Raw genomic sequence first — 26,220 nt, 5'->3', positions numbered from 1 at the left:
TATGCCTGAATACTTACAGGTGGCACTAAGAAGTATATTTATCCTGCTTTCCCTGTTTGCGATCACCAAATTATTGGGGAAAAAACAGCTGTCGAAATTGTCCTTCTTCGAATATATCACTGGAATTACAGTTGGAAGCATTGCAGGGACCCTTTCAATGGATTTGAATCTGCCATTGAGTGAAGGGCTTATGAGTATCCTATTATGGTTTGCATTTCCCCTCCTGTTTTCCTTTCTGTCCTTGAAGAGTATTCGCTTCAGGAGGTTTGCTGAAGGCAAGCCTACGGTATTCATAAAGGATGGAAATATTGATGAAAAAGCTTTGAAGAAAGAGAAGTATTCCGTTGATGAAATGCTTGAACAATTACGGAAAAAGGATGTGTTCCGTGTTGCCGATGTGGAATTTGCGTCCCTTGACACAAACGGTGATTTAAGTGTTTTGTTGAAGAAAGAAAAACAACCCCTTGTCCGAGAAGATGTATTTGACATATCACAAAAATCCACTCCACCTCAAGCCGTCATCACAGATGGAAAAATCGATCAAAAAGCCCTCTCAGAAGTAGGTTTTCCTTTGGCATGGTTAGTTCGTGAGCTGTCTAAAAGAAAACTCAAGGTAGAATCCGTCTTTCTGGCACAATTGGATTCTGAAGGGAACCTGACCTTCGACCTGTTCGATTGGACAAACACACAATAAAATATCCAATAGCCCATACGTTCTCCTCTCTTTATTCATATGTTATAAGAGACTAAAGGTAAAAGAGAGGTGATATTTATGTACGGATATGGTTACGGTGGCTGTGGATATGGTGGCGGCTGTGGATATGGCGGCGGTTATGGCTCAACGTTTGTATTGATCGTTGTGCTTTTCATTCTCTTGATTATCGTAGGAGCAAGCTTCTGTTAGAAAGGGGTACAAAAGGCAGAATCCTCATTGGAGAGATTTTGTCTTTTTGTTTTGTTTATATATATACTTATCAAAAGAGTGACGTTTTGGTTGATTTCCGCTGCAGGTGCTCGCTTTTCGCGAGCACCTGCAGCGGAAATCAACTTACTTAAAGCATAATTTTAAACATGCCTAATATAAATATCTGAACATGCAAAGATTAAAAGCTGTCTTTCTTATACAAAAGTAGTAAGAGTAGAGAGTGACTTCTTTAGTAGAAGTCATTTTTCAAAAATTGCTTTTGTCACTCCTGAGCTCTGTCACACTAATCTTGTTTGATGGTGAGGGGGAACTGCGTAGACTCCTGCGGAAAACGGGCGTGCCGAGACCCCGGAAGCGAAAGCTGAGGAGGCTCGGCCGTACGTCCGCGGAAAGCGGAGCGGTTCCCCTTGCCATCCCACCGTACACTGATAGACAGAGCCCGAGCAGACGATATGTCTGAAAACCAGCAACCCTTGCTTAAGCGGATTTTGTTTTAAGAAGGCTACATTCATCTTCAATTTTTATTTATTTTGGTATTCAATTCACGCTCCTGGTTTTTTTACATATGATGCTTATAGTTAAAAGGAGGCGTGATGGAAATGAATAATAACTTTTTTAAGAATTTAGAGAAGAAGACAGGCGTTAACATGAACGAAGTGTTAGAGCTTGCGAACTCTTTACAAAACGCAAATTTCAAAGATGAAGCTACGGTTAGAAGCGTCATCAAACGTGTATCTAAAATCGCCAATAAACCTGTAAACAAGGAAATGGAAGATAAAATTGTCCAATCGATCGTGAACGATGGAAAGCAATTGGACTTTGGAACAATCTCCAATATGTTAAACAAGGGAAAAAAATAAAAGAAAGAATAAACATCAAGGAGAATGGACATAAAAAAACGTGCAACCACGTATTTTATGTTAATTCTTCTTTCTTATTTATAGGAAGGTTTCAGAGACAAAAAAGTAAGCTTGAGTAAGTTTTTAACAATCTGAAATTGGGTAAATAAAACCAAGGAGGTCATAAAAATGGGATACATTGCGCCGATTCCGCACTATCAATACAAACAATATCAGGAAAGAGAAATCAAGGTTGATAAAAACCACTTCAGCTTTTTCCCCGTGCAACCGATTAAACCACTGAAAAATAAATCACAAGCTCATCCGGAAGGAACAAGCGAACAAGTTCCACATTTCAATCAAGTAAAGGCTCCATACGAGAAACTAAGTAAATCATCCATCCCCTCCGCATTATTAGCAGAGCTCACAGGAAAAGGTACACACTTTAACGAATATGTGTAGTGAACCGATTCTATGGAGGTATTTGACTTGAAACTACAGAAATTCACAGAACATTGCTATGCATTTACCGGTGCGGTTACGATTGGTTATTGTGTAAAAGATGGAAAGGGGCTTTTAATCGATAGCGGATTGGACGATTCGGCTGTTAAGAAGGTGAAGAGGATATTGGACGGAGAGGGACTCCCCCTCGATTACTGCGTGATCACCCATGCCCACTCCGATCATTTTGGCGGTGCCCACTATCTTAAGAGTAAGTATGATATTCCGTTGTTTGCCCTGAAATTTGAAAAAGCCATCATCGAGAATTCCATTTTAGAACCCATCTATTTGTTCAATGGGGCTGTCCCTATAAATGACTTAAGGAATAAATTTCTTGAGGGACAGGCAGTCGAGGTGGATAGAGAATTATTTACGGGCGAAAACACCATTGGGCCGTTCACCTTCGACGTCATAAATTTACCAGGGCATTCACATAGTCAGGCAGGTCTCCTGGTTGATGATATCTTATATGCAGCAGACAGTTATTTTGGCAGTGAGACCCTGAAGAAGCATGTGATCCCCTTTATTGTGGATGCAGACCAAACATTGGAATCATTAGAAAAACTCCTTCACATTTCCTGTAAAGGAGCGATACCTGGTCATGGCCGATTCGAAGTAGACATCACTGAAACCGTGAAGGAGAATATCGAACTTCATGAGGAAAGAATGAACTCCCTTTTAAGTGTGGTAAATACAAGTCCTAACGGAAAGACAATCGATCACATCATGCGGGAATACTTGGAACTACATATGATCACCGTCTCGAATGTGGGGCAGTGGCTGCTATTCAGAACATCGGTCACAGCATATCTCACAAGTCTTGAACGGAAGGCACTCCTGTCATTTTTGATTCAAAACAATCAACTGCTCATTAAACCCCGTTAATACCCTTGAACCAACAAGGTTTTTCCCTCTTCCCATTCTGCGTAAAGTACATCCTTGGAGGAGTCGAAGCCTTGTTTTTTTATTTCTCTCAATAACCAACTATCTTCTTGTCCGGCAAGGGTTAAGTTATCATAGACAATTTCACCATCAACTATAAAGGCAAGAGGGAGGGTGGCAGCCTTGATGGGGAGTTGAAGATCCTGTCGTTGTACCATATCATATAGTGGCTTTCGAATGACGCTCAACGTTCCGTCTGATTCAAGAAGAGCGTATTCACATTCTCTTACAGAAAATACATCCTTTGCCCGAAGTAAATGCTGAAGTTGATTCAAATCCAGATGATTCTTTTTCAATTCATCAAAATTAATATGTCCTTTATTGATGATTAACGAAGGGGTACCCTCAAGCATATGTCGGAACCGCCTAGATTTTTGAGTGAAGTATTCAGTAATGAATATCAGGCTTCCCCAAATCGAAATGGCGGCGAGTATTTGGTAGACGGTTGTTTTCCCGTCATAAAGGGAGTTTCCCACGAGTTCACCAAGAATTAAAGCGGAAATGAAATCAAAGGCTGATATTTGGGTGATTTGTGTTTTTCCGAGGATTTTTGTCAAAATGAGTAGAGCAAAATATCCAACGATCAATTCGATGGCAATGGACTTGATTTCCATGATTTCCCCCCCCTTTTCCATACCTTTCACCATTATCGCCGGGAGTAGTTGTGAATATACGAAGGGATTAACAAAAAAGAACAGAGAATCCAAGCCTGAAACTGGACTCTCTGTTCTATTCAGATGGTTTTTTTCATTGTTTTATGAGGAATTCCGGCATCCAGGAATTCATCGGAAGTAACCTGATATCCTAATCCTTCGTAAAAAGGAATGGCATATGTTTGGGCATTTAATTTCAATTGTGATAATGGCTGCCGTTTCGCATATTCTTCAATGGCGAGCATCAATTCACGTCCGGCACCTTTTCCTCTGATGGATTTAAGGACGCAGATCCTTTCTACTTTTCCAACTCCATCTAGAATGCGAAACCGCCCGGCACCGACCGCTTTGTCCTCATCATAGAGAACGAAATGGGTGGAGTCGTTTTCATACTCATCGATTTCTTCTTCCAGAGGAACCTGCTGTTCCTCTACAAAGACGGTCTTTCGTATATAGAATACCTCTTGGATCTGCTGTTCTGACTTAGCAACTTCGACATTCACCGTTTACTGTTCCTTCCCTAATCGGAATGTTTCGTATACGGTCCAGGAGCCGTTCTCCAGTTGATAAAGCAAATGGAAGCGGTCGATTGTTTCCTCATGATCGATGCCCAGCATGCTCAATGATCCAAAAATATCCGAATGTTCATCATTCGAAAGCTTCTGGGCGATCGTGATGTGAGGTACGAAAGCGAATTCCGGTTCGTCACCCATGAAGTTCTGATTATGCATGTCATCGTGCAACCCTTGTAGTTCAGGCTTTGATTCAACCTTGAAATAAATCACATTGTTTACAGGTTGAAAAGAACTTACTTTATACACCTTTAAATTGAATGGATCATATTTCTTTGAAATCACGGAAAGCTTTCCTGCGATATCTTTAATTTGATCGTCGTCTGCACTAAAGACATTTTTTAATGTCAAATGTGGCGGAACCAATGCGTAATGAGGATCATAGCGTTTCCTATAAGAGTTCGCGATATCTTGTAGCTTTTTCGATGGGAAAATGACTATACCATAATTCATTTTCTTCAATCCTCCTCTATTTTACTATCATTGTCATATGTATAGTATAGCAAATTTTTCAAAAATTTAATATAGGGCGAACGAAAGAGCAATGGGGTGATTACTGAAGCTCACGGCTGTTCTGAGAGACAAGGGAGAGACCCTATGCCTTTTAGTTCAGCTAAAACATTAATTTCAATGCACGTTTTAAATCATGCTGCCAATGCTTCCATGTGTGATCCCCGTCAAATTCATCGTAAAAGGAGCTGAATCCTTTTTGATCGAATGTTTCATGAAGCTGTCGGTTTGGTTTCAGGAAGTCCTTTACTTTACCATCTGTCGTTTTCACATCGGTTTCCTGCTTACCTATTATATGGTAAATGCTTAACAGATGAGGCTGTGTAAAGTCTTCCACGGCATCAAGGACTTTTTCGTCGACGAAAGGAGACTGAAGGAGGACCTTACCGAATGTGTTCGGGTATTTCAATGCGGTCATCAAAGACACGGTTGCACCCAATGAATCTCCGATCAGAGCCCGTCCCATCCCCATATGATACGTCGGATAATGTTCATCTAAATAGGGGACCAGTTCATGTGCCAGAAAGCGGATATATGCATCGTTTTCCTCACCGTGGGGATGATACTTCCGTCTGCGATCCTCTACGTCCCTGTATGGGACCCCCACTATGATCATATTTTCGATTTCCCTGTTTGAAAGCAATTCATCCGCGTGCCGCGGGATTCTCCCCAGCTGGAAGTAATCTTTGCCATCCTGTGCAATGAGCAGGGTGTATTTATAAAGGGGAGAGTAGGTTGCCGGTAAATAAACCAGCATCTTCATCTCTTCGTTTAATTCTTTGCTAAAGAGGTTTAATTCGGTTACAGTTCCTCTTGCAGTTGTCATCACGGTAGCCTCCTAAGATCAGTGTTAACGTTTACAGAAAGATTGTACCATAATCTCTTTCAGAATTCCCAAAAGCGGATTGCAATACGAAAATTCAAAAGAGTGTTATAATTTTTAGTAAATTCATGGCTGTTTAGAAAGGGGAATACCAATGAATAAACCTGTCCATTCAAGAGATGTTACGAAAGCTGCTTTAAAAAGATTGAAAGATCGGGGAGTGATGATAGAAGATATAGCTGAAATCGTCTTTGAAATGCAGTTTCCATATAATCTTGAGCTTACTATGGAAGATTGCATTGATAGTGTAAAGAGAGTCTTATTAAAAAGGGAGATTCAGCATGCCATCCTTGTCGGGGTGGAATTGGATCAGCTTGCTGAAGAGAAGAAGCTTTCTGAACCTCTTCAATCGATCGTGGAAACGGATGAGGGCTTGTTTGGAGTCGATGAGACCATCGCGCTGGGGGCTGCCCTTGGATATGGAAGCATAGCCGTGACCACTTTTGGTCATCTTGACAAAAATAAGATAGGCATCATCCGTGAATTGGATACGAAAAACGGAAAGGGTGTCCATACCTTTTTAGATGATATAGTAGCAAGCATCGCTGCAAATGCATCTTCAAGGATTGCCCATAGCTTGAGGGACCGTGAAGAGAATATTTCCGAAGAAGATAAGTTGAAGTTTGAGGACGAGGAACTAATCGGCTAATAGACAATCTGATATATAACAGCGGGGGACTGAAGAATGTGAATTCATCTTCAGTCCCTTTTGTGTGGACAAACATACGTCGCAGGTGAAATAGGATGTATTTCTTGTAAGCGTTTTATACATTTCTTATACATTAGCAGGTTCAGAATAGGGGGAACTTGTAGGACAAGGGCTATGTATAATAGGTTTTTTTATGAAAAATGTTTAAAGTTTATGTATTTGATTTGACAAGATTGTTACAGGCTGTGTTACAATTATTACGTTAACGTATAAAATTTAATAGGGGGAATTAGAATATGAAAAAACGCAGTTTGTTTCTAAGCACTGCACTACTTCTAGTTCTATCTGTCGTTCTTGCTGCATGTGGCGGCGGATCAGGTGGAGGTTCATCATCTGATGGTGAAGGTAACAAAGAGGTTGACTTCATTGGAATTGCTACAGGTGGAACAGGGGGTACATATTACCCGTTAGGCGGAACATTCGCTAAGATTATTGAAGATGAAACCGGAATCAAGTCTTCGGCATCTACTTCAGGTGCATCTGCTGAGAATATGGCCGCTGTGAAAGACGGCAAAACTGAAATCGCTTTTACGCAAACGGATATTGCATCTTACGCGTCAGAAGGTACAGAAATGTTCAAGGACAACAAAGTAGAGAACGCAAGAGGTATTGCGACTCTTTATCCAGAAACAATCCAGATCGTTACAACGAAGGATTCAGGTATCAAATCAGTTGAAGACCTTAAAGGAAAAGTCGTTTCTGTTGGTGAAGCCGGTTCTGGTACATTACTGAATGCCACTCAAATCCTCGAAATTCATGGCATCAAACTGGAAGATTTAAAAGCTCGTAATTTATCATTTGATGATTCAACGACAGGAATCCAGGATGGTACAATCGATGCGGCATTCATCACATCTGGTACTCCGACTGGAGCAGTTGAAGGTCTGGCTGCAACGGAAGACATTGCGATCGTACCTGTTGAGTCAGGAAAAGTGAGTGAGCTGATCGAGAAGTATCCTTACTACTCAGAAGATGAAATCCCGGCTGGAACATACAGTAAAGTGGATGATGCAGTGACAACGGTTGCGGTTCGTGCCATGCTTGTGACGAACGCTGACATTTCTGAAGACGTCATCTACGATGTAACAAAGGCCATTTTTGAAAATACGGATAAAATCACTCACGCCAAAGGTAAGCTGATCAAAGCTGAAGATGGACTTAAAGGTATGGGAATCGAGTTACATCCTGGTGCAAAGAAATACTTTGATGAAAAAGGAATTTCAATGGAATAGTTTTACACCGGAAGATAGACGAAGGGATAGGCCGCTTAATACGGTCTATTCTTTTGTTTTGGTTCAAGCTAATTCCAAGCCTTTAGCAAAACGTACAAAACAGGAATGGTGGGGAATTCTTGATGAAGAAATTTTCATTCATGGGTGCGATTCTCCTTATTCTTAGTGTCGGAATCATCCTTTTTATACCCTTACAAACATTTTTAGTAATAGAACCGAGAAGTACAACGGGAGACCCGGTCCTTTTCAGCCTTCCCGTCGATCATTCATTTTCGGTTCGCTATACACACTCTATTCATCTATCAGAAGTAGAAGAATTTTACCATCAAACATCTTCTAATCAAATTCAACAAACCAAATTACTCTATGAAGATACTGCCATTGGGATGCCGGCCAATGCAGAGGGAAATGAAACCTTTGAAGTGACGAAGGAAGGCAAATATTTAATATCTAATATGGATAAAGTGTTTCCATACATTGATATCCGGATCGGACAGGTCGTCGCCAATCACCGCCTAGTGATGGACGGCAATGAATATCCTTTAGCCGACTATTTTGATAAAGGCTCCGTCGTTCGGGTTCAATTAATGAAACAATCAATTTATGATCAGTGGAAAGGAGTGACTGTAGTTGGAAAAAGATAAAGAATTTGAATCATTGACTGCAGAACAACAACAAGAGTTACTTGAGAAATATGATCCCGAATCATCTACAAGAAAATTCCATCACGGGATATTCAAATGGATCATATTCTTCGGTTTATTAGCATTTTCATTATTTCAATTAGTAGCATCCATTTTTCAATTCATCCCTAGGCAATTATTGTTATCCGTTCACTTAGGGTTCGCCCTTTCTTTAGTGTTTCTCTTATTCCCTGCCCGGAAGAAGAATTTGAAGAAGGATAAGATCGCCTGGTATGACGTTGTTCTTTCAGTCATCTCGATTGGGATCGGTGCTTATTGGCCGATCATGCAGGATGATATCGTCAGCCGAGTGGGATTAATGACCTCCCTGGATTTCTATGTCGGTTTCGCTGCGATGATCCTTGTACTTGAAGCAACCCGTCGTGCAGTAGGGTTACCGATTACAATCATTGCTTCTGCCTTCATCCTTTATATGTATTATGGCAGATTGATGCCTGGATTCCTTGCTCATAGAGGATATGACTGGGACGATATTGTTAAAACGATGTTCTTTACAAGTGAAGGGATCCTTGGTACGCCTCTCTATGTATCAGCCACCTTCATCTTCCTGTTCCTTTTGTTCGGGGCGTTTCTGGTGAAAACCGGTGTCGGACAATATTTTAATGATTTGGCAGTGTCCATTGCCGGAAAGCGTGTTGGAGGCCCAGCTAAGGTTGCGATCTTCTCCAGTGCCCTTCAAGGGACGATCAGTGGAAGCTCGGTAGCAAACGTGGTGACATCGGGTTCCTTCACCATCCCTATGATGAAAAAGCTAGGGTACCGTAAAGAGTTTGCCGGTGGGGTAGAGGCTGCTGCGTCGACAGGTGGCCAGCTGATGCCGCCGATCATGGGAGCTGCCGCTTTCCTGATGGTCGAGTTCATCGGAGGGATCTCCTATTGGGATATTGCGAAAGCTGCCTCCATTCCTGCCGTCCTTTATTTTACCGGGATTTGGATCATGACTCACTTTGAAGCGAAGCGTATCGGTCTTCGTGGATTATCAGATGAAGAAATGCCCAATCGTAAAGAAGTATTCAAAAAGATTTATCTGCTGCTTCCGATACTGACGGTCATCATTTTGTTGGTAAGCGGGATGAGTGTCATGCGGGCTGCTCTATGGTCGATTGTTGCCACTATCGTAATCAGTGCGATACGGAAAGATACAAGGATCGGTTTCAAGGATGCTGTGGATGCCCTTGTTGACGGTGCCAGAACTGCCTTGTCTGTAGCGGTGGCGACAGCAGCCGCCGGTATGATCGTCGGTGTTGTAACAAAAACGGGGTTAGGATTGACCCTTGCAAATGGACTGGTGGACCTGGCTGGTGATCTGACCAATACAACAGAAGGCAAGCTGATCCTTACATTAATATTCACGATGATAGCGTCGATCGTACTCGGCATGGGTTCACCGACAACGGCGAATTATGTCATTACGTCCACCATTGCTGCTCCAGCGATCATCTTATTAGGAGCACCTGAGTTAGCGGCTCACTTATTCGTGTTTTACTTCGGGATCATTGCTGATATCACGCCTCCAGTGGCGCTGGCTGCATTCGCCGCAGCCGGGGTATCGGGAGGGGAACCGATAAGGACAGGGGTCAATTCCGCTAAATTGGCCATCGCCGCCTTTATCATCCCTTATATGTTCGTTCTATCACCTGAACTGTTAATGATTGATACAACCATTCCAACATTACTTTGGGTCGTCTTTACGGCCGTAACGGGAATGATGGCGATCGGTGCAGGTATGATCGGGTATTGGTATCGACGAGTATTCGTCATAGAACGTCTTCTTTGCGTAGCAGCCGGATTATTACTGATTTATCCTGAGGGGATGTCAGACATTATTGGTCTGGTTTTATTCGGTATCATGCTTGCGCTGCAATTCTTTATTAAGAGAGAAGATAAAACACCAACAAGAGCAACGGCATAACACAATAAGAGGCTGTTACCCCATTCCTGGGCTAACAGCCTCTTACTTATTATAATCCAGACTTGATATCATATTGTCAGCATGAAAAAGGATAGGAGAAGCAGCTAAGATGTCATGAATTCTAAAGTTGCGGATATCTCTCCTGAAATAGCAATAGGCTGTGATATAGTCCTTTTCAACTTTTTTCACCAGTATTTTCCTTTTTGAACATTTCAGCTCCGAAGTCATGTATATGATTTCAATGGGACATCGATCCATCAACGATCGCTCTAATATCCTCATCATAAGGAAGCCCCTCTCAGTTGAATGTATTGACATTGTATGCGAACGAGTGTTCTTTTATACATGAAATCTAGAATAGGTGCATTTTATAAAAAAATCCATTGACATTTTTCTCGAATTTAATATAATAGAATATGTACCTTACATCGCGACTTGTTAGCTCAGTGGGAGAGCACTTCCTTGACAGGGAAGGGGTCGTGGGTTCGAATCCCTCACAGGTCATACATAAAAAGGAGCCTGCATCCTATAGGATGCAAGCTCCTTTTATGTATTTATGTATCTTCATAAAACCCGATTGAATTGAAAAAGGACTCTGCTGAGTTCGGGTAAGAGTCCTTGTCAAAATCATATTAATCATTATGAAAGTATTTAGTTCACTTCTAACTCTTCTTCAAAATAAAATGTGCCTGGATGTTCCTTTACGATATAAGAATATCGCTTCATGTTCTTAACGTATTGCCATTTTAATATTGTCACTGTTTCTCCTGTTTCCTTGATGGTAACCATAGAGCCATTACTGAACCGGTTTTTTGTGGATTTCATTGGGCACTCCCTTTCATATTTAATCATTATACCACAGTTCACCCTCCATTTTAGAGTCCCATGAGTGATAAACTTGATAAAACGATCACGTTCCACCAAAAGGACCAGAAGGACGAATAAAGGAAACGCATTCATGTTAAAAAGTGGAATTCATCTTCCGCTATAACTGGCAAAAGAAGCCGGAATCAAATTATGTCAGAGGTCTGACTTTAAAAACTTCCTCTTCATGAACTTGCTTATTTGATTCATTCCTGTTATTCTATAGAAGAATTATTTTTGTCCGGTATACGAGGGAAGAACAAGATTTGGTTTTCACCTGATATCGCAAGAATAGTAATATATTGTGTGTAACGCACTTTAGGAGGCAACAAACATGGAAAATGGTAAAGTAAAATGGTTTAACGCAGAAAAAGGTTTCGGATTCATCGAAGTAGAAGGTGGAGACGACGTATTCGTACACTTCTCAGCGATTCAAGGTGAAGGTTTCAAATCTCTTGACGAAGGTCAAGAAGTATCTTTCGACGTTGAACAAGGTGCTCGTGGACCACAAGCAGCCAACGTACGTAAAGCATAATCTAACTTTACACATTCAAAAACAGACTCATTCGTGAGTCTGTTTTTTTTATGGATCCATGCTTGCATGTAGTGGATAGCCTGCTCTTATCATGAATAGACGGAATTTTTAAAACTTTATATCTTTTTCCTTCATCCAACGCTAAAATAAAACTATAAGCATGCAGAGTGGAGGGAATTAGAATGGAGATGAAAGATTCTGTTGCCGTCATCACAGGGGGAGCATCCGGACTGGGGGAAGCGACGGCACGAAAAATCATGGAAGAAGGGGGAAAGGTTTATATCCTTGACCTCAATGGTAAGAGAAGCTCTACTTTAAAAGAAGAGTATGGGGACTCCATGCGTTTTTATGAAACGGATGTAACAAATGAAGAAAGTGTAAAAGAGGCCCTTAACAGAGTTCTGGAAGAATTCGGGGGAATCAATACAGTTGTGAATTGTGCAGGCATAGCACCGCCTGGAAAAGTCGTGGGGAGAAAAGGGATCCATTCCCTTGAGCAATTTTCCAAAGTAATTGAAGTGAATTTGATCGGTACCTTCAATGTCATTCGCATGACTGCAGAAAAGATGATGCAAAACATACCGAATGAGCATGGAGAAAAAGGTGTGATCGTGAATACCGCGTCTGTTGCCGCATTTGACGGCCAAATCGGTCAGGCTGCTTATAGTGCATCAAAAGGAGGAGTTGTAGGAATGACTCTGCCGATTGCCAGGGAACTTGCAAAGGATGGCATCAGGGTCATGACGATTGCACCAGGATTATTTCACACCCCGATGTTTGACACCCTTCCAGAAGAGGCAAGACAATCCCTTGGAAGCACGGCTCCTTTCCCTAAAAGACTTGGTTATCCATCTGAATATGCTCAGTTGGTGAAAAGCATACTTGAAAACCCAATGTTGAATGGGGAGACGATCCGATTGGACGGTGCCATCAGGATGCCGCCTAAATAACCTGTGAAGACAGTGGAGTGAATGTAGATTCATTCATTATGAATGTAAGCGCTATCCTTTATCCGCCTATATGAAGTGAGGGAGAAACGTATGAAACATCCTTATTTAACCGAAGAACACAGTATATTTCGTCAGGCTCTGAGGAAATTTCTACAAAAGGAAGCTTATCCTTATTATGAGGAGTGGGAGCACAACAGGATAGTTCCCAGATCATTTTGGGAGAAGATGGGGAAACAGGGGTTTCTTTGCCCGGACCTTGAAGAGGAGTATGGGGGAAGCGGGGTCGATTGGGGCTTTTCTGTCATCATTAATGAAGAATTGGAAAGAGTTGGATCCGGCTTGATCGGAATAGGTCTTCATAATGATATCGTAGTCCCTTATATTTCGGAATATGGGACAAATGAACAGAAAAAGAAGTGGCTTCCTTTATGTGCGAGCGGAAAGATGATCACAGCCATTGCCATGACAGAGCCCGGTGCAGGTTCTGATTTAGCCGCCATCAAAACGACAGCCCTACCAGGTGGAGATCATTATATCGTGAACGGGCAAAAGACCTTTATAACCAATGGTATACATGGTGATTTAGTGATTGTGGCTGTAAAAACGGATCTCAGCAGTAAACCGCCCTATAAAGGTGTCAGCTTGTTGGCGATTGAAAGGGATACTCCAGGGTTTTCCAGGGGGCGGAAGCTGGATAAAATCGGGTTGCATTGTCAGGATACAGCGGAACTCATTTTTGAAGATTGTAAGGTACCGAAAGAGAATCTGATTGGAGAGGAAGGCAACGGCTTTCGATATTTGATGAATAAGCTGCAGCAGGAACGGCTTATCGTGGCGATTGCAGCCCAAACGGCTTCAGAAGAAATGTTTTCCCTTACGATGGAATACGTGAAGAGCCGTCAAGCATTTGGAAGACCAGTCAGTCAATTTCAGAATACCCAATTCAAGATGGCAGAAATGGCGACTGATATTGAAATGGGAAGAGCTTTTTTGGATGGGTTGATAGCCGAGCATATGCATGGAATGGATGTGGTAACAAAGGTATCCATGGCCAAGTATAAGCTGACAGAAATGGCTCGTCATATTGCCACAGATTGCATGCAGCTTCACGGTGGATATGGCTATATGGAAGAATATCCGATTGCAAGGCGATATCGGGATATACCGGTTGCAAGCATTTATGCCGGCACCAATGAAATCATGAAAGTGATCATTGCGAAGAATCTGGGGTTATAGAAAGGGAGAGTGGGATGAGAGAAGTTGTCATTGTTGAAGGGGTCCGTTCTGCGGTTGGAAGGAGAAAAGGATCGTTAATGGGGATGAGACCTGACGATTTGGCAGGTGAGATACTTAAAGGATTGGTAGAGAAGTCGGGGGTGGATCCGGATTGCATCGATGATGTCATTCTTGGATGTGTCACTCAGTCTGGAGAACAGGCAGGGGATATTGCCAGGGTGGCTGCGCTTATAGCGGGTTTTCCGATTGAAGTGCCCGGAACAACCATTGACCGCCAATGTGGATCCAGTCAGCAGGCCGTTCATTTTGCTTCACAAGCCATCCTTTCCGGGGATATGGATGTCGTCATTGCAGGTGGGGTAGAGAACATGACAAGAACGCCGATCGGATCTAATTATCAAGGGGCGGATTTCAGTGAAAAGTTAAGGGGAAAACATGAGATCATTCACCAGGGGTTATCAGCAGAGCGAATTGCTGAAAAATATGGTTTTACCCGTGAAGAGTTAGACCGGTTCTCCTATCATAGTCATCAAAAAGCTTTAAAGGCCCAGGTTGAAGGACACTTCGATCGTGAAATTTATGGTGTGAAAGTCGAAGATGAAGACGGAAATCCGTTCTTCTTCACGAAAGATGAAGGACCTAGAAAAGAAACGTCAATCGAAATACTGGGGAAATTAAAACCTGCATTCAAAGATGGTGGCGTCATTCATGCGGGGAATGCCAGTCAAATCAGTGATGGTGCTGCAGCCCTGCTTCTTATGTCGAAAGAAAAAGCCGACGAATTGGGTTTGAAAGCACGTTTCAAGGTTCATACCCGGGTGGTGGTGGGGTCTGATCCGACCCTGATGTTAACGGGGCCCATCCCTGCAACACGAAAAGCCCTGCAAAAAGCGAGGCTGACGGTCGAGGATATTGACATATTTGAAGTGAATGAAGCGTTTGCCCCAGTGGCACTTGCATGGTTGAAGGAGATAGATGCGGATCCTTCCAAGTTAAATCCGAATGGAGGGGCAATCGCCCTCGGCCATCCATTAGGGGCCAGTGGTGCAAGGATCATGGTGAGCATGATGCATGAGCTTGAACGCACGGGAGGAAGATATGGCCTGCAAACCATGTGTGAAGGACATGGCATGGCCAATGCCACAATCATTGAAAGACTGGATGTATAATAATGAGAGGGACGGACCTTTAAAGGTCCGTCCCTCTCATTATTATATTTTTTTTATAGAAATGGCATCACGTATTTTTTGCAGGGATGTTTTGGATAGGTCTTTCCGTTTCTTCATGATGTTCACATAGAGGGCATCCACAATGCTCAGCTGACTGATTCTTGACGCAAGGGCTTCCCCGCGGTATTCAGTTTCCTGTGAGACTGTGAATAACGGAATATCGATCCTGCTGCTCAAGGGAGATTTAGCGAAATGAGTGATACCGATCGTAGTGACATGATTTTTCTTCGCAACCTCCAGCACTTCCAATAGATCTTTATTGGCCCCTGAGTGGGAAATAAACACAATCACATCTTCTTCCGTCAGTTGAGAAGCGGATATCAGCTGCATGTGGGAGTCATTATAAGCGTTAGTGGTCATTCCTGTTCTGAGAAACTTGTGATGGGCATCCATGGCAATGAAGCCTGAACCGCCGGTACCATAAAATTCGATCCTCCTAGCATCTAGCATCGCTTGAACGGCTTGCCGGAATGTTTCTTCTTTCATTATGCGCAATGAGTCTTCAAGGCTTCTCATATTCGACCTGAACACCTTTTGGGCGATGACCCCTTCAGAATCCTCTTCATGGATGGTCTCGTGGATATCCTTGATCGGTGCCACAAGATCAGAGGCGAGTGAAATCTTCATCGCCTGGTAGCCTTTGAAGCCTAATCGCTTGCAGAAGCGGAAAACGGTGGCATCTGCAATTCCGAGATCTTCTGCCACGCCACTGATGGTTGAATGGATAATTTTTTCAGGATTAGCAATAATAAAATCAGCAATCATTTTTTCTTTTTCACTGAATTGTGAGTAATGGGACCGGATTCGTGGAAAACAATGTTGAGCCTGTTCATCCATAGTGGTAGAATACCTCCTGTAAGACATCTGTGAAAATAATTTTAACCTATTTCGCAAAATAAAAAAATATTATTTCATAAAAATCCACCACGGAAATTTATTTCGTATTATAATAATAACGGTGAAGAGATCTATTTACTCGTACTTGAAAGGAATGATCGTAATGACAAAACAACAAATAGGAGTCGTCGGCGTCGGAGTGATGGGAAAGAGCCTCGCCTTAAACTTTGAAAGCAGAGGCTATTCAGTTTCTATATATGATGTGTCTGATGAAAAGGTAAAAGAAGTACTGGACGAGCATCAAGGAAAGAATTTGGTTGGAACACATGATGTAAGTGAATTTGTTCAATCGTTGGAAGTGCCGCGTAAAATTCTCATCATGGTACCTGCCGGGAATATTACGGATAAAGCGATTGATTCATTGCTTCCTCATCTGGATAAAGGAGATATCCTCATCGACGGTGGGAACACGTACTTTGAAGATACCATCCGCCGCAATAAGGCACTGGATGAGAAGGGAATCAACTTCATTGGAGCAGGAGTTTCCGGTGGAGAAGAGGGTGCATTATACGGCCCTGCGATTATGCCAAGCGGCCAGAAAGAAGCGTATGATTTAGTCGAACCTTTCCTGACAGCCATCGCTGCCAAGGTAAAAGGGGATGCATGCAGTACATATATCGGCCCGGACGGATCCGGCCATTACGTGAAAATGGTTCATAACGGAATAGAATACAGTGATATGCAGCTCATTTGTGAAGCGTATTATCTAATGAAGAATGTGCTTGGGTTAAGTGCAACGGAACTTCATGAAATTTTCAAAGAATGGAACGCAGGGGAGCTTGACAGCTATCTGATTGAAATTACAGCCGATATCTTTACGAAGGTGGATGAAGAAACAGGCAAGCCCCTTGTAGATGTCATCTTGGATACTGCCGGTCAAAAAGGGACAGGAAAATGGACGAGCATCAGTTCCCTTGAATTAGGAGTACCATTATCCATCATCACTGAATCTGTTTTTGCCCGTTTCATTTCAGCTATGAAGGAAGAACGTGTGAAGGCGAGCAAGATTCTGAGAGGACCTAAAAATAAAGAGTTTACAGGTAATAAACAGGAGTTCATCGAAATGATCCGCAAGGCCTTATACTTGAGTAAGATTTGTTCTTATGCACAAGGATTCGCGCAGCTTCAATCGGCGTCGGATGAATACGGTTGGGATCTTAAACCGGGTGAGATTTCCATGATCTTCAGAGGTGGGTGCATCATTCGTGCCGGATTCCTTGGAGAAATCAAGAATGCCTATGATCGTGATCCGGGATTGACGAATCTGCTCCTTGATCCATATTTTAAGGAGATTGTAGAAAATTATCAGGATGAAGCAAGGGAAGTAGTGGCAACAGCCATCAAGCTGGGTATTCCTGTACCGGGTCTCGCCAGTGCGTTAGCATATTATGACAGCTATCGTTCTGAATCACTGCCTGCGAATCTCCTACAGGCACAACGGGACTATTTCGGAGCCCATACGTATCAGCGCATTGACAAAGAAGGTACTTTCCATACAGATTGGTTATCAAAATAATAAGAGCGGCCCTGTGGAAATTCACAGGGCCGTTTTTTAATCGTCTTTAGTATCGTGTTTTTTCTTTTCATCGCGCTGGTCTTTTTTTAGTTCATCGATAGGGATGGGATCAACATTTTGTTCGCTTTCATGCTGATCAAGGATACTTTCCTGATCCTGCTCGGCGTTTTCCGGATTTTGATTTGTTCTTTTGGTCATGATGTTCATCCTCCTTTAAATATCGGTTCTTATACCATACCCCCGGGACAGGGAGAAAAACCTCCTGTGGAAGATAGAAAAAAAGAAAAAGCCGCCATAAGAAGGCGGCTTTCAGACATGTGTTAGATTTTCACATCAATTTTAGCATTTTTCTTTAAATCTTCAACATGTTGAACAAGCTTTTCTTGTTTCTTCTGCTGCTCCAACTGTGTCTTGATCTGTGGTTTTACATCTTCGAACTTCGGTGCATCCTTTGCTTGATCCTGTCCTTGTTGACTGGCATATTGATCATAAAACTTCTTCATTTCATCTTCTGTCACTTCGTCGACTTTGATTTCTTTTTCAACGTAGTTTGTGTACTTGATATTCTCAGCAATTTGAGTTTTCAGCTCATCCATGGTAAATCCGGCTTTCTTCATGGCTTCTTCGAATTGCTTTTCATCTTTGTATTGCTTTTTCACTTCTTCGAGCTGCTTATTGATTTCATCATCCGTCGCTTTATAGCCTTTTTCCTCGGCCTGTTGCATAAGAAGGGTTTGACCGACTATGCTATCGATGGTTTGATCTTTGATTTTTTTGGCAGCATCCTTATTTGTCGGGTCCTGTCCCATTTGTTGATACTGCATCTGAGATTGAGCCAACACATTGTTGAAATCTTCACCTTTGATTTTTTCGTCGTTGACAATGGCGACGATCTTATCTTTTTCCACCTTTTGTTTATCCATTTTCTTTTGCATTTCTTCCATCTTTTTCGCTTGATCTTCTTGAGCCTTTTTGTCAGAAGCTTCTGTTTTTGGTTTATCGTCAGCTTTTTGGCTCTCCTCATTCGAACCGCAAGCGGCTAGTCCAATTGTTAATAATCCCACTAGTAAAGTCGTTAATAGTTTCTTCATAATAGACTCCTCTCAGAACTAAGGTGTGATTTATAAAAAAAATCACTTAATGGGCATTGTAAATGAAAAATGCGTAAAAAGAAAGTATTTAGGTCAAAAAGTATTGATTGTAATCTGGATGAAATACGGATGAAACGCAGTTCCTCCTTCAGTACACTGAAATATATAGGGAGTATAATTCCTCTTAAAATGATAAAGCAGGAGGAATATTACATTCATACGTTCAAAAAAAGAGGTTGTTTAAATCGAGTGTTTCTCCATTTAAACAACCTATCAAGAATATTGGGGACCAAAGAATACTGTCAAACAACCTTCTATTTGAATTATAGAGAAGGAATCCACTTACCTCAACCCACATATAAGTAAATGTGGACGGACCACTGTCCGTTTGGAGGCACTATTCCATCATCTTCTTTCCTTTTCAGGGAAAATAATAATTATAAGCATATTCCAGGGGGCATTTTGAGAAAATAAAAATTAATAGATTTACTTGAAAATCCATTTTGAATCATATATGATAGTTAAGGACACAACATTTGGTGTCTATTTATTTTTTAATAACTATATATTGATTATAACCTGTAAATAAGGTGTCTGATGAGACTTAAAAGGGAATCTGGTGAGAATCCGGAGCTGTCCCCGCAACTGTATGTGCTGACGAAATAAGGAACTGCCACTGTCGTATCGATGGGAAGGCCTTAGAGTAGGGTGAAGCGCGAGTCAGGAGACCTGCCTTATTTAACACGTGTTATCTTCTTCGGGAATTGGGAGGATAAAGCGAGGATTGCAATAGGCTGAAGTCTATTTATATCTCCGTATTTTTTAAAGCCCCTCCTTCTTGAAGGATGGGCTTTTTTTGACTCCTTCCCACTCTAAGAAACGGGAGGAATGTATCATGACATTCACAATGGTAAAGCAAAAAGAAGTGGAAGGGATCCTTCATAGCCTTAGCAAACAGTTTCCCAACCTGGATTTCACAGAATTCCATGAGAAAATGACGAAGTATACAAATCAGCAGGAGGAACGGACCAAAGAACAGCTCCATCATTTCATGATCCTGACAGCGATCGAACGTATCACGGCACTTGAACCGGATTGGACCTATGTGGCTGCATCCTTGTACATCAAGGGTTTATATCAAAAAGTTTCCTTATCGAGGGGGAAATCAGAAGATAATCTACCCGGCTCATTTTATCAAGTGATGAAAGATTTAACTGCGGACCAGTTATATTCCCCGGCACTACTGGATTCATATAGTAAGGAAGAAGTGGATTACTTAGGTTCCATACTGGACTTCAACAGGGATTATCTCTTTACTTACATAGGGATCGTTACACTTTCCGAGAGGTATTTGACAAAGTCCCATAATGGAAGAGTGCTGGAGCTGCCCCAAGAGCGATTTATGGTCATTAGTATGACCTTATACATGAATGAGGAAAAAGAAAAAAGAATCTCGTTGATTGAAGAAGCGTATTGGGCACTATCAAATCTGTATATGACCGTGGCAACCCCTACGTTTGCGAATGCAGGAAAAAGTCATGGCCAGCTATCCAGCTGTTTCATTGATACAGTGGAAGATGACTTAAGAAGCATTTATGACAGTAATACTGACGTTTCCACTCTTAGCAAGAATGGAGGGGGCCTTGGAATTTATTTGGGGAAGGTGCGTAGCAGAGGAAGTGATATAAAAGGCTTTAAAGGAGTGAGCTCGGGGGTTATACCCTGGATGAAACAACTGAATAATACGGCGGTATCCGTCGATCAACTGGGTCAGCGTCAAGGTGCGATCGCCGTTTATTTGGATGTATGGCATAAAGACATTTTTCCTTTTCTGGATACCCGGTTGAACAATGGAGACGAAAGGCAAAGGACCCATGATCTTTTCACGGGAGTTTCCTTACCGGATGTGTTTATGGAACAGGTGGAGAAGAGAGAGGATTGGTATTTATTCGACCCTCATGAAGTGAAGGTAGTCATGGGCTTTTCCCTGGAAGACTACTACGACGAAACAGCAGGGGCTGGTTCTTTTCGGGAGAAGTATTGGGAATGTGTCGCCAACCCAACCCTTTCACGGGAAGAGATGCCTGCCATTGAAATCTTCAAGCGGATCATGATTTCTCAGCTCGAAACGGGGACTCCGTATATGTTTTACCGTGATACCGTTAACCGTATGAATGCCAATCCCCATAAAGGGATGATCTATTGCAGTAACTTATGTACGGAAATCGCTCAGAATATGAGTGCGACTGTGATGGAGGAAGAAGTGATACAAGATGGAAAAATCGTCACGTATAAGTCTCCGGGAGATTATGTCGTTTGCAATCTTGCATCCATTTCTTTAGCCAAGACCATAATGGATGATGAGCTTGAGAGAGTGGTGGCAATAGGCGTAAGATTACTGGATAATGTGATTGACTTAAACGATCTTCCCGTCCTGCAGGCCCGAATCACCAATCAACAGTACAGGGGAATCGGATTGGGAACATTCGGATGGCATCATCTCCTTGCCTTGAAGGGATTGAAGTGGGAAAGCAGGCAAGCGGTTGAGTATTGTGATTCCCTTTATGAAAAGATAGCTTATTACACGATAAAAGCAAGTCATGACCTGGCAAAAGAAAAGGGGAGCTATCCTTATTTCGACGACTCGGACTGGTCCACGGGAGAATATTTTATTAAACGGAAATATTCAAGTGAGAAATGGATTGAATTGAGGGATGGGATTATAGCCAAAGGGATACGCAATGGATATTTAATGGCGGTTGCACCCAATTCCTCAACCTCGATGATTGCAGGTTCCTCTGCCAGCATCGATCCGATATTCAGGCTAGAGTATTCTGAAGAAAAGAAAGATTACAAGATTCCTGTGACTGCTCCCGATCTGTCCCCGGAAACGACCTGGTATTACAAGACCGCTTATCATGTGGATCAACATTGGAGTGTGGAACAGAACGAAAAGAGACAGAGGCATATCGATCAAGGGATTTCATTTAATCTGTATGTACGTAATGACATCAAGGCTAAAGAATTATTAGATCTTCATCTGGATGCATGGAAGTCGGGATTGAAAACCACTTACTATGTAAGGTCTACGTCCGTATCCAATTTTGAAGAATGTGAAAGTTGTCATAGCTAGCAGGGGAGGAAGAGGTAAGATGGAAGAATTGACACAACGGGTCTTGATTGATTCACAGGCCCCAAATAAATCAACGGGTATCGTAAACGGGGAAAGCTCCAATATATTAAACTGGGATGACGTCCGCTTTCCCTGGGCCTACCCAAAATATAAAAGAATGCTCGGGAATTTCTGGACCCCTTTTGAAATCAATATGGCTAAAGATATCAAGCAGTTCCCGACTTTATCAAAGAACGAGCAGGAATCCTTTTTAAAAATCATTGGGCTCCTGGCTCTGCTTGATAGCGTTCAAACCGATTATGCGGGAAAAGTGGCAGATTATCTGACGGATTCGAGTTTAAACGCGCTCATGATCATCCTGGCTCAGCAAGAAGTCGTGCATAACCATTCCTACAGCTATGTGTTATCCAGCATCGTGTCAAAAAGTGAGCAAAATGAAGTGTTTGACTTTTGGAAAAACGATCCCATTCTGTTGAAGAGGAATGAATTTATCACAAATGGCTATAAAGGGTTTGTGGAATCACCGACTGTTCAGAATCTATTAAAGTCAATCATTTATGATGTCGTCCTGGAAGGATTGTTCTTCTATTCAGGTTTTGCTTTTTTCTATCATTTAGCAAGAAACCAAAAGATGGTCGCAACCAGCACGATGATCAATTATATCAATCGTGACGAACAGCTCCATGTCGGCTTGTTCGAAAAAATATTTAAAGAAGTGTTGAATGAAAATCCCTCTTATCAGACGGAAGAGCTGCGTACTTTCGGGATGGAATCATTCCAACAGGCAGCCTACCTCGAAATAGAATGGGGGAGGGAAATCATTGGATCCAATATGGAAGGGCTTTTAATGAGTGATTTGGAGGACTATATAAAATTCATGGCCAATAAAAGAGCGAAGCAATTAGGTTTTGACGAACCATTCGACGGCTACAAAACGAATCCGCTTAAATGGATCATAGCGTATCAGGAAGTCGATAGGGGAAAGACCGATTTCTTTGAACAAAGATCAAGGCAGTATACTAAAACATCGGATGCAAATGGATTTGATGAGCTGTAATGGGGACATAAAAAAAAGCGAGTCGGCATGACTCGCTTTTTGTTATCTTTTTTCAATGAAAGGACCATAATCCCTTCTCTTATGTTGAACGGCCACCCATTTCACAGTCGTGAATTCTTCTAGGGCCCATTCTCCATTAAACCGTCCCAACCCTGAATCTTTTTCTCCACCAAATGGCATATGGGGTTCGTCATTAACTGGTTCGTCATTGATATGAATCATCCCGGTTTCCACTTGATGAGCCACATTCGTCGCTCTTTCGATGGATGTAGAATGGACTGCGCCGCTTAAGCCGTATGGGTGTTCATTAGCTAGCCCTACAACTTCTTCTTCGGATTCGAAAGGAATGATGGCTGCCACAGGTCCAAAAATTTCATTCTTTGCAATCGGCATTGAATTTGTCACATGGGTCAAAACCGTTGGATATAATAAGTTCTTTTCTGCATTTCCTCCAAGGACCACTTCAGCGCCCAGTTCCTTGCTGCTTTCAATGTCTTTCAATATCCGGTCTACTTGATTTTGATCGATCAATGGACCGATATGTGTCTTTTTGTCCGAGGGATCTCCAACCTGTAATTCTTTCACCCTGGAAACGAAGGCATCCACGAACTTATCATATATCCCTCGTTGAACCATGATCCGGTTGATGCTCATGCATATTTGACCCTGGTGATAAAATTTACCGAAAAGGGCAGATTCAACAGCCTGATCGAGGTCTGCATCATCAAGTACGATAAAGACATTATTGCCACCGAGCTCCAAAGCCGTTTTCTTGAGGTTTTTCCCTGCAAGTTCCCCGATACGGCGTCCCACTTCAGTAGATCCTGTAAAGGAAATCAAGCGGGGGATGGGATGAGTCACGATGTCATCCCCGATTTCCGAACCTTTCCCTACCACTACATTAAGGAGCCCTTTCGGAAGTCCGGCTGCTTCAAATATACTTGCAAATAATAACCCGCCAGTGACAGGGGTATGTGTAGCAGGCTTGACCACAACCCCGTTTCCGGTAGCCAGGGCAGTGGCGATGGAGCGGACAGCTAAATGGAAGGGGAAATTCCATGGGCTTATGACGCCTACGACTCCAAGGGGTGCTCTGTATACCCTGTTTTCCTTGCCGGGAACCTGGGAAGGCAGGATTTTCCCTTCCATTCTATACGGATACGTAGCAGCTTCTTTCATGCTATTAATGGAGACAGTCACTTCTCCTGCAGCTTTCATGTACGTACTTCCGGACTCCTTGATGAGCCATTCTATGATTAGATCCTTATTTTCTTCAACAACAGAGACCGCTTTTTCCATAATGCTCCTCTTTGTTTGAGGCAGCTCATTTGCCCAGGACTTTTGTGCTTCCTGTGCAGATTGATATGCTCTATCAAGATCTTCTTTACTGGCAGCTTTAATGGATCCGATTTCAGTATGGTCAAAAGGATTATGATTCGGTATTGTATTTTCACTGCTTCCATCAAGCCATTCACCATTGATGAAGAGTTTGTCAAATTGTGTATTCATAAACCTTTTCCTCCTTGTTGTTTACATATCCTGCTGGGTTGGCCTTACAATAATTTCATTTACATCTACATGATCAGGCTGCATAACTGCATAAGAAATCGCTTTAGCAATATTTTCACTGTCAAGGGGTTTCATATCACGTTCCTTGAATGCGGCCAGGATATCTTCGTCTGTAATGGTATCAGTCAGTTCTGTTGCCACTGCACCAGGACAGATGATGGTCGTACGAATGTTATGCGATGCATTCATTTCCTGTCTCAAGCCTTCTGTGATTGCCCTGACGGCGTATTTGGTTCCACTGTAGACTGAACTGCCCGGCATCACTTTATGTCCGGCCACGGATGAAATGTTAATGATATGTCCTGACTTCTGATCTTCCATATAAGGAAGAACAGCGGATATCCCATAGAGTACCCCTTTAATGTTGACGTCAACCATCTGATCCCATTCTTTGATTTTGCGTTTATTTATAAGTGAAAGGGGCATGAGACCTGCATTATTGATCAATACATCAATCCGGCCGGCTTCTTCTACCGTTTTCTTCGCAAGTTGTTCCATTTCTTCGACGTTCGTCACGTCGGTAACGTGGTAAAATGCCGTTCCGCCCATTTCCTCTATTTCATTTTTTAATTCCTTTAAGCGTTCTTCCCGTCTCGCTGCAAGCATGACAGTCATATCCTTTGACGCTAATTCCTTTGCCGTAGCCTGACCGATCCCACTGCTCGCTCCCGTAATAATCGCAACCTTCTTAGAACTCATACTCATTCATCCTCCTTAAAATTCATTAACCTTATTTCCTCTCTATTGTTTACACGTTAAGTGAAGTGAATAAACAATACATAGAGAGTCGAGTGCGTTTTTCCAAATAAAAGAAAATAAATGTTTAGTAATACCTTTGCTGGGAATATACATAGTAGATTAGTGAGAGGAGAGGTTGGCTATATGGCAAATCATTCTACAGAGGAAAAGATGGAGTCGAAGGTAGACAGTACATTGGATCGTATGTCTCAGGACAAAAAAGAGGACATTCTTTCAAACTTTGATCATTTCAAAGAATACTTAGGTAACAAGGTTTCCTTAGCAGATAAGTTAGGGATGAATGAAGAGCAGCAGGCAAAGGCAGCACAGAAGGTAGGGGACTATCTTGCAGCTCATGAAGAACCGAAAAACAGGGAAGAGAAGTTGTTATATGAATTATGGAAAGCTGGAAATAAAGACGAACAGCATATGTTTTCTCACATGCTCGTGAAGCTTGTTCACGCAGAATCGTGAGCAAACAAAGAAGGGCATCCAATCGGAAGCCCTTTTTTTCTACATATGTATTTCTGGATCTACCCTCACCGTTACATTCCCCTTAAGGGCACGGGTGATCATGCATGACTGTTCAGCTTTCAGCATTAATTTCTTTGAAAGTGCAATCTCTTTCTCACTAGCAACAGATCCCAGTGACAGGATTGGCCGATGAATGATTTCTTTGTACGTGATGACTCCTTTATCTACTTCTACAATTCCTTCAGAAGTCATCGATAAATCTTTTTTCTCTATATGGCTTCTTTCCAGCATAGCAGCAAGAGTGATGATATAGCATGTAGCTGCAGCTCCAAGGAGCATTTCATCAGGGTTTGTCCCGATCCCGGGCCCATCCATTTCAGGTGGGATTGAAATTTTCGTATGAAAATTTTCCGAGCTCAAAGTACCTGTATCATTCCTGAGACCCGGCCATTCAGTCGAAATATGAAACGAGTGTTTTGCCATACATAGTATCCTCCCAGAAAACAAGTTAAGAATATTGTATACACTTTGTGAATGGATGGCAAAAAA

28 protein-coding genes, 1 tRNA gene and 1 riboswitch are annotated in these 26,220 nt (G+C 42.2%); of the genes, 18 read left to right on the top strand and 11 right to left on the bottom strand.

Annotated elements, in window-relative coordinates; all coding sequences use genetic code 11:
- Window position 1: 1 nt before the first annotated feature.
- The 5 genes from ACSQ2E_RS15150 to ACSQ2E_RS15130 all read left to right on the top strand — a co-directional run bounded on the left by ACSQ2E_RS15150 (window position 2) and on the right by ACSQ2E_RS15130 (window position 3,150).
- Entirely contained in the window at window positions 2-694 is a 693-nt protein-coding gene (locus ACSQ2E_RS15150; RefSeq protein ID WP_435991827.1) for a DUF421 domain-containing protein, read from the top strand.
- A 78-nt stretch (window positions 695-772) separates the two neighbouring features.
- Window positions 773-904: a YjcZ family sporulation protein gene (locus ACSQ2E_RS15145; protein ID WP_082386193.1), complete on the top strand. Its 132-nt coding sequence runs from the start codon at window positions 773-775 to the stop codon at window positions 902-904.
- Window positions 905-1,524: 620 nt separating this feature from the next.
- Window positions 1,525-1,785, top strand: coding sequence for a stage VI sporulation protein F (locus ACSQ2E_RS15140; RefSeq protein WP_034763965.1), 261 nt, complete (start codon window positions 1,525-1,527; stop codon window positions 1,783-1,785).
- Between the two features lie 168 nt (window positions 1,786-1,953).
- Window positions 1,954-2,226 carry a hypothetical protein gene (locus ACSQ2E_RS15135; RefSeq protein WP_435991824.1) on the top strand — a complete coding sequence of 91 codons (273 nt, stop codon included), beginning with the start codon at window positions 1,954-1,956 and terminating at the stop codon, window positions 2,224-2,226.
- Between the two features lie 27 nt (window positions 2,227-2,253).
- Entirely contained in the window at window positions 2,254-3,150 is an 897-nt protein-coding gene (locus ACSQ2E_RS15130) for an MBL fold metallo-hydrolase (protein ID WP_435991822.1), read from the top strand.
- Here ACSQ2E_RS15130 and ACSQ2E_RS15125 read toward each other — a convergent pair.
- The 4 genes from ACSQ2E_RS15125 to ACSQ2E_RS15110 form a co-directional block, all read right to left on the bottom strand.
- Complete coding sequence (locus ACSQ2E_RS15125) at window positions 3,147-3,821, bottom strand: DUF421 domain-containing protein (protein WP_435991820.1); 675 nt, start codon at window positions 3,819-3,821, stop codon at window positions 3,147-3,149. The two genes, ACSQ2E_RS15130 and ACSQ2E_RS15125, sit on opposite strands and share 4 nt — an antisense overlap.
- A gap of 119 nt (window positions 3,822-3,940) precedes the next feature.
- A complete protein-coding gene (locus ACSQ2E_RS15120) occupies window positions 3,941-4,363 on the bottom strand; it encodes a GNAT family N-acetyltransferase (protein WP_435991818.1) in 423 nt (140 codons plus the stop codon).
- Window positions 4,364-4,366: 3 nt separating this feature from the next.
- Window positions 4,367-4,885: a YjcG family protein gene (locus tag ACSQ2E_RS15115; protein ID WP_430338169.1), complete on the bottom strand. Its 519-nt coding sequence runs from the start codon at window positions 4,883-4,885 to the stop codon at window positions 4,367-4,369.
- Window positions 4,886-5,045: 160 nt separating this feature from the next.
- Window positions 5,046-5,768 (bottom strand): alpha/beta hydrolase, encoded by a 723-nt coding sequence (locus tag ACSQ2E_RS15110; RefSeq protein ID WP_435991816.1) that lies wholly within the window; start codon window positions 5,766-5,768, stop codon window positions 5,046-5,048.
- Window positions 5,769-5,919: 151 nt separating this feature from the next.
- Between ACSQ2E_RS15110 and ACSQ2E_RS15105 the strand changes: the two genes are divergently transcribed.
- From ACSQ2E_RS15105 to ACSQ2E_RS15085, 5 genes are all read left to right on the top strand, one after another.
- Entirely contained in the window at window positions 5,920-6,474 is a 555-nt protein-coding gene (locus ACSQ2E_RS15105) for a phosphatidylglycerophosphatase A family protein (protein ID WP_435991814.1), read from the top strand.
- Window positions 6,475-6,770: 296 nt separating this feature from the next.
- Entirely contained in the window at window positions 6,771-7,766 is a 996-nt protein-coding gene (locus ACSQ2E_RS15100; protein WP_435991812.1) for a TAXI family TRAP transporter solute-binding subunit, read from the top strand.
- A 122-nt stretch (window positions 7,767-7,888) separates the two neighbouring features.
- Window positions 7,889-8,410 (top strand): DUF1850 domain-containing protein, encoded by a 522-nt coding sequence (locus tag ACSQ2E_RS15095; RefSeq protein WP_435994562.1) that lies wholly within the window; start codon window positions 7,889-7,891, stop codon window positions 8,408-8,410.
- Window positions 8,397-10,382, top strand: a complete 1,986-nt coding sequence (locus tag ACSQ2E_RS15090; protein WP_435991809.1) for a TRAP transporter permease — start codon at window positions 8,397-8,399, stop codon at window positions 10,380-10,382. The genes ACSQ2E_RS15095 and ACSQ2E_RS15090 overlap by 14 nt, the downstream gene beginning before the upstream one ends.
- 432 nt (window positions 10,383-10,814) lie before the next feature.
- Window positions 10,815-10,886: transfer RNA gene (locus ACSQ2E_RS15085), tRNA-Val, on the top strand.
- A gap of 147 nt (window positions 10,887-11,033) precedes the next feature.
- On the opposite strand, the gene ACSQ2E_RS15080 is transcribed toward ACSQ2E_RS15085, so the two are convergent.
- Complete coding sequence (locus ACSQ2E_RS15080) at window positions 11,034-11,207, bottom strand: hypothetical protein (RefSeq protein WP_167562135.1); 174 nt, start codon at window positions 11,205-11,207, stop codon at window positions 11,034-11,036.
- A gap of 373 nt (window positions 11,208-11,580) precedes the next feature.
- Between ACSQ2E_RS15080 and ACSQ2E_RS15075 the strand changes: the two genes are divergently transcribed.
- From ACSQ2E_RS15075 to ACSQ2E_RS15060, 4 genes are all read left to right on the top strand, one after another.
- A complete protein-coding gene (locus tag ACSQ2E_RS15075; protein WP_034763533.1) occupies window positions 11,581-11,781 on the top strand; it encodes a cold-shock protein in 201 nt (66 codons plus the stop codon).
- A gap of 182 nt (window positions 11,782-11,963) precedes the next feature.
- The gene (locus ACSQ2E_RS15070) at window positions 11,964-12,731 is read left to right on the top strand and encodes a 3-hydroxyacyl-CoA dehydrogenase (protein WP_435991806.1); all 768 of its coding nucleotides are present in this window, start codon (window positions 11,964-11,966) and stop codon (window positions 12,729-12,731) included.
- Window positions 12,732-12,821: 90 nt separating this feature from the next.
- On the top strand, window positions 12,822-13,967 hold the full coding sequence (locus ACSQ2E_RS15065) for an acyl-CoA dehydrogenase family protein (RefSeq protein ID WP_435991804.1): 1,146 nt from the start codon (window positions 12,822-12,824) through the stop codon (window positions 13,965-13,967).
- A gap of 14 nt (window positions 13,968-13,981) precedes the next feature.
- On the top strand, window positions 13,982-15,136 hold the full coding sequence (locus ACSQ2E_RS15060; protein ID WP_435991802.1) for a thiolase family protein: 1,155 nt from the start codon (window positions 13,982-13,984) through the stop codon (window positions 15,134-15,136).
- 42 nt (window positions 15,137-15,178) lie between these two features.
- Here the strand turns inward: ACSQ2E_RS15060 and ACSQ2E_RS15055 are convergent, their stop codons facing one another.
- Window positions 15,179-16,033 carry a MurR/RpiR family transcriptional regulator gene (locus tag ACSQ2E_RS15055; RefSeq protein WP_435991800.1) on the bottom strand — a complete coding sequence of 285 codons (855 nt, stop codon included), beginning with the start codon at window positions 16,031-16,033 and terminating at the stop codon, window positions 15,179-15,181.
- Between the two features lie 163 nt (window positions 16,034-16,196).
- Here ACSQ2E_RS15055 and gndA point away from each other — a divergent pair, with 163 nt between their 5' ends.
- Entirely contained in the window at window positions 16,197-17,609 is a 1,413-nt protein-coding gene (gene gndA / locus ACSQ2E_RS15050; protein ID WP_435991798.1) for an NADP-dependent phosphogluconate dehydrogenase, read from the top strand.
- 36 nt (window positions 17,610-17,645) lie between these two features.
- Here gndA and ACSQ2E_RS15045 read toward each other — a convergent pair whose 3' ends face one another.
- Complete coding sequence (locus ACSQ2E_RS15045) at window positions 17,646-17,807, bottom strand: hypothetical protein (protein ID WP_200908406.1); 162 nt, start codon at window positions 17,805-17,807, stop codon at window positions 17,646-17,648.
- 122 nt (window positions 17,808-17,929) lie between these two features.
- Complete coding sequence (locus ACSQ2E_RS15040) at window positions 17,930-18,700, bottom strand: SurA N-terminal domain-containing protein (RefSeq protein ID WP_435991795.1); 771 nt, start codon at window positions 18,698-18,700, stop codon at window positions 17,930-17,932.
- A gap of 571 nt (window positions 18,701-19,271) precedes the next feature.
- Window positions 19,272-19,451, top strand: a riboswitch (cobalamin riboswitch).
- A 144-nt stretch (window positions 19,452-19,595) separates the two neighbouring features.
- Here ACSQ2E_RS15040 and ACSQ2E_RS15035 point away from each other — a divergent pair.
- Window positions 19,596-21,833 carry a ribonucleoside-diphosphate reductase subunit alpha gene (locus tag ACSQ2E_RS15035; protein ID WP_435991793.1) on the top strand — a complete coding sequence of 746 codons (2,238 nt, stop codon included), beginning with the start codon at window positions 19,596-19,598 and terminating at the stop codon, window positions 21,831-21,833.
- Between the two features lie 19 nt (window positions 21,834-21,852).
- The gene (locus ACSQ2E_RS15030) at window positions 21,853-22,890 is read left to right on the top strand and encodes a ribonucleotide-diphosphate reductase subunit beta (RefSeq protein ID WP_435991791.1); all 1,038 of its coding nucleotides are present in this window, start codon (window positions 21,853-21,855) and stop codon (window positions 22,888-22,890) included.
- Between the two features lie 42 nt (window positions 22,891-22,932).
- On the opposite strand, the gene ACSQ2E_RS15025 is transcribed toward ACSQ2E_RS15030, so the two are convergent.
- The gene (locus tag ACSQ2E_RS15025) at window positions 22,933-24,399 is read right to left on the bottom strand and encodes an aldehyde dehydrogenase family protein (protein ID WP_435991789.1); all 1,467 of its coding nucleotides are present in this window, start codon (window positions 24,397-24,399) and stop codon (window positions 22,933-22,935) included.
- A 21-nt stretch (window positions 24,400-24,420) separates the two neighbouring features.
- Complete coding sequence (locus tag ACSQ2E_RS15020) at window positions 24,421-25,158, bottom strand: SDR family oxidoreductase (RefSeq protein WP_435991787.1); 738 nt, start codon at window positions 25,156-25,158, stop codon at window positions 24,421-24,423.
- Between the two features lie 183 nt (window positions 25,159-25,341).
- On the opposite strand from ACSQ2E_RS15020, the gene ACSQ2E_RS15015 reads away from it, so the two are divergent.
- On the top strand, window positions 25,342-25,671 hold the full coding sequence (locus ACSQ2E_RS15015; RefSeq protein WP_435991785.1) for a DUF3243 domain-containing protein: 330 nt from the start codon (window positions 25,342-25,344) through the stop codon (window positions 25,669-25,671).
- A gap of 39 nt (window positions 25,672-25,710) precedes the next feature.
- On the opposite strand, the gene ACSQ2E_RS15010 is transcribed toward ACSQ2E_RS15015, so the two are convergent.
- Window positions 25,711-26,154: an SACOL1771 family peroxiredoxin gene (locus tag ACSQ2E_RS15010; RefSeq protein WP_435991783.1), complete on the bottom strand. Its 444-nt coding sequence runs from the start codon at window positions 26,152-26,154 to the stop codon at window positions 25,711-25,713.
- Window positions 26,155-26,220: the final 66 nt, after the last annotated feature.

It is taken from the genome of Rossellomorea sp. LjRoot5, from assembly GCF_964253455.1.
Taxonomy (GTDB): Bacteria; Bacillota; Bacilli; order Bacillales; family Bacillaceae_B; genus Rossellomorea.
This window is presented reverse-complemented; position numbering and strand designations above follow the sequence as displayed.

Bases quoted from the DNA above. Each gene is read 5' to 3' on its own strand.
- ACSQ2E_RS15150 (WP_435991827.1), top strand. From the start codon at position 2: ATGCCTGAATACTTACAGGTGGCACTAAGAAGTATATTTATCCTGCTT.
- ACSQ2E_RS15145 (WP_082386193.1), top strand. From the start codon at position 773: ATGTACGGATATGGTTACGGTGGCTGTGGATATGGTGGCGGCTGTGGA.
- ACSQ2E_RS15140 (WP_034763965.1), top strand. From the start codon at position 1,525: ATGAATAATAACTTTTTTAAGAATTTAGAGAAGAAGACAGGCGTTAAC.
- ACSQ2E_RS15135 (WP_435991824.1), top strand. From the start codon at position 1,954: ATGGGATACATTGCGCCGATTCCGCACTATCAATACAAACAATATCAG.
- ACSQ2E_RS15125 (WP_435991820.1), bottom strand. From the start codon at position 3,821: ATGGAAATCAAGTCCATTGCCATCGAATTGATCGTTGGATATTTTGCT.
- ACSQ2E_RS15115 (WP_430338169.1), bottom strand. From the start codon at position 4,885: ATGAATTATGGTATAGTCATTTTCCCATCGAAAAAGCTACAAGATATC.
- ACSQ2E_RS15110 (WP_435991816.1), bottom strand. From the start codon at position 5,768: ATGACAACTGCAAGAGGAACTGTAACCGAATTAAACCTCTTTAGCAAA.
- ACSQ2E_RS15105 (WP_435991814.1), top strand. From the start codon at position 5,920: ATGAATAAACCTGTCCATTCAAGAGATGTTACGAAAGCTGCTTTAAAA.
- ACSQ2E_RS15100 (WP_435991812.1), top strand. From the start codon at position 6,771: ATGAAAAAACGCAGTTTGTTTCTAAGCACTGCACTACTTCTAGTTCTA.
- ACSQ2E_RS15095 (WP_435994562.1), top strand. From the start codon at position 7,889: ATGAAGAAATTTTCATTCATGGGTGCGATTCTCCTTATTCTTAGTGTC.
- ACSQ2E_RS15080 (WP_167562135.1), bottom strand. From the start codon at position 11,207: ATGAAATCCACAAAAAACCGGTTCAGTAATGGCTCTATGGTTACCATC.
- ACSQ2E_RS15075 (WP_034763533.1), top strand. From the start codon at position 11,581: ATGGAAAATGGTAAAGTAAAATGGTTTAACGCAGAAAAAGGTTTCGGA.
- ACSQ2E_RS15070 (WP_435991806.1), top strand. From the start codon at position 11,964: ATGGAGATGAAAGATTCTGTTGCCGTCATCACAGGGGGAGCATCCGGA.
- ACSQ2E_RS15065 (WP_435991804.1), top strand. From the start codon at position 12,822: ATGAAACATCCTTATTTAACCGAAGAACACAGTATATTTCGTCAGGCT.
- ACSQ2E_RS15060 (WP_435991802.1), top strand. From the start codon at position 13,982: ATGAGAGAAGTTGTCATTGTTGAAGGGGTCCGTTCTGCGGTTGGAAGG.
- ACSQ2E_RS15055 (WP_435991800.1), bottom strand. From the start codon at position 16,033: ATGGATGAACAGGCTCAACATTGTTTTCCACGAATCCGGTCCCATTAC.
- gndA (WP_435991798.1), top strand. From the start codon at position 16,197: ATGACAAAACAACAAATAGGAGTCGTCGGCGTCGGAGTGATGGGAAAG.
- ACSQ2E_RS15045 (WP_200908406.1), bottom strand. From the start codon at position 17,807: ATGACCAAAAGAACAAATCAAAATCCGGAAAACGCCGAGCAGGATCAG.
- ACSQ2E_RS15040 (WP_435991795.1), bottom strand. From the start codon at position 18,700: ATGAAGAAACTATTAACGACTTTACTAGTGGGATTATTAACAATTGGA.
- ACSQ2E_RS15035 (WP_435991793.1), top strand. From the start codon at position 19,596: ATGACATTCACAATGGTAAAGCAAAAAGAAGTGGAAGGGATCCTTCAT.
- ACSQ2E_RS15030 (WP_435991791.1), top strand. From the start codon at position 21,853: ATGGAAGAATTGACACAACGGGTCTTGATTGATTCACAGGCCCCAAAT.
- ACSQ2E_RS15025 (WP_435991789.1), bottom strand. From the start codon at position 24,399: ATGAATACACAATTTGACAAACTCTTCATCAATGGTGAATGGCTTGAT.
- ACSQ2E_RS15020 (WP_435991787.1), bottom strand. From the start codon at position 25,158: ATGAGTTCTAAGAAGGTTGCGATTATTACGGGAGCGAGCAGTGGGATC.
- ACSQ2E_RS15015 (WP_435991785.1), top strand. From the start codon at position 25,342: ATGGCAAATCATTCTACAGAGGAAAAGATGGAGTCGAAGGTAGACAGT.
- ACSQ2E_RS15010 (WP_435991783.1), bottom strand. From the start codon at position 26,154: ATGGCAAAACACTCGTTTCATATTTCGACTGAATGGCCGGGTCTCAGG.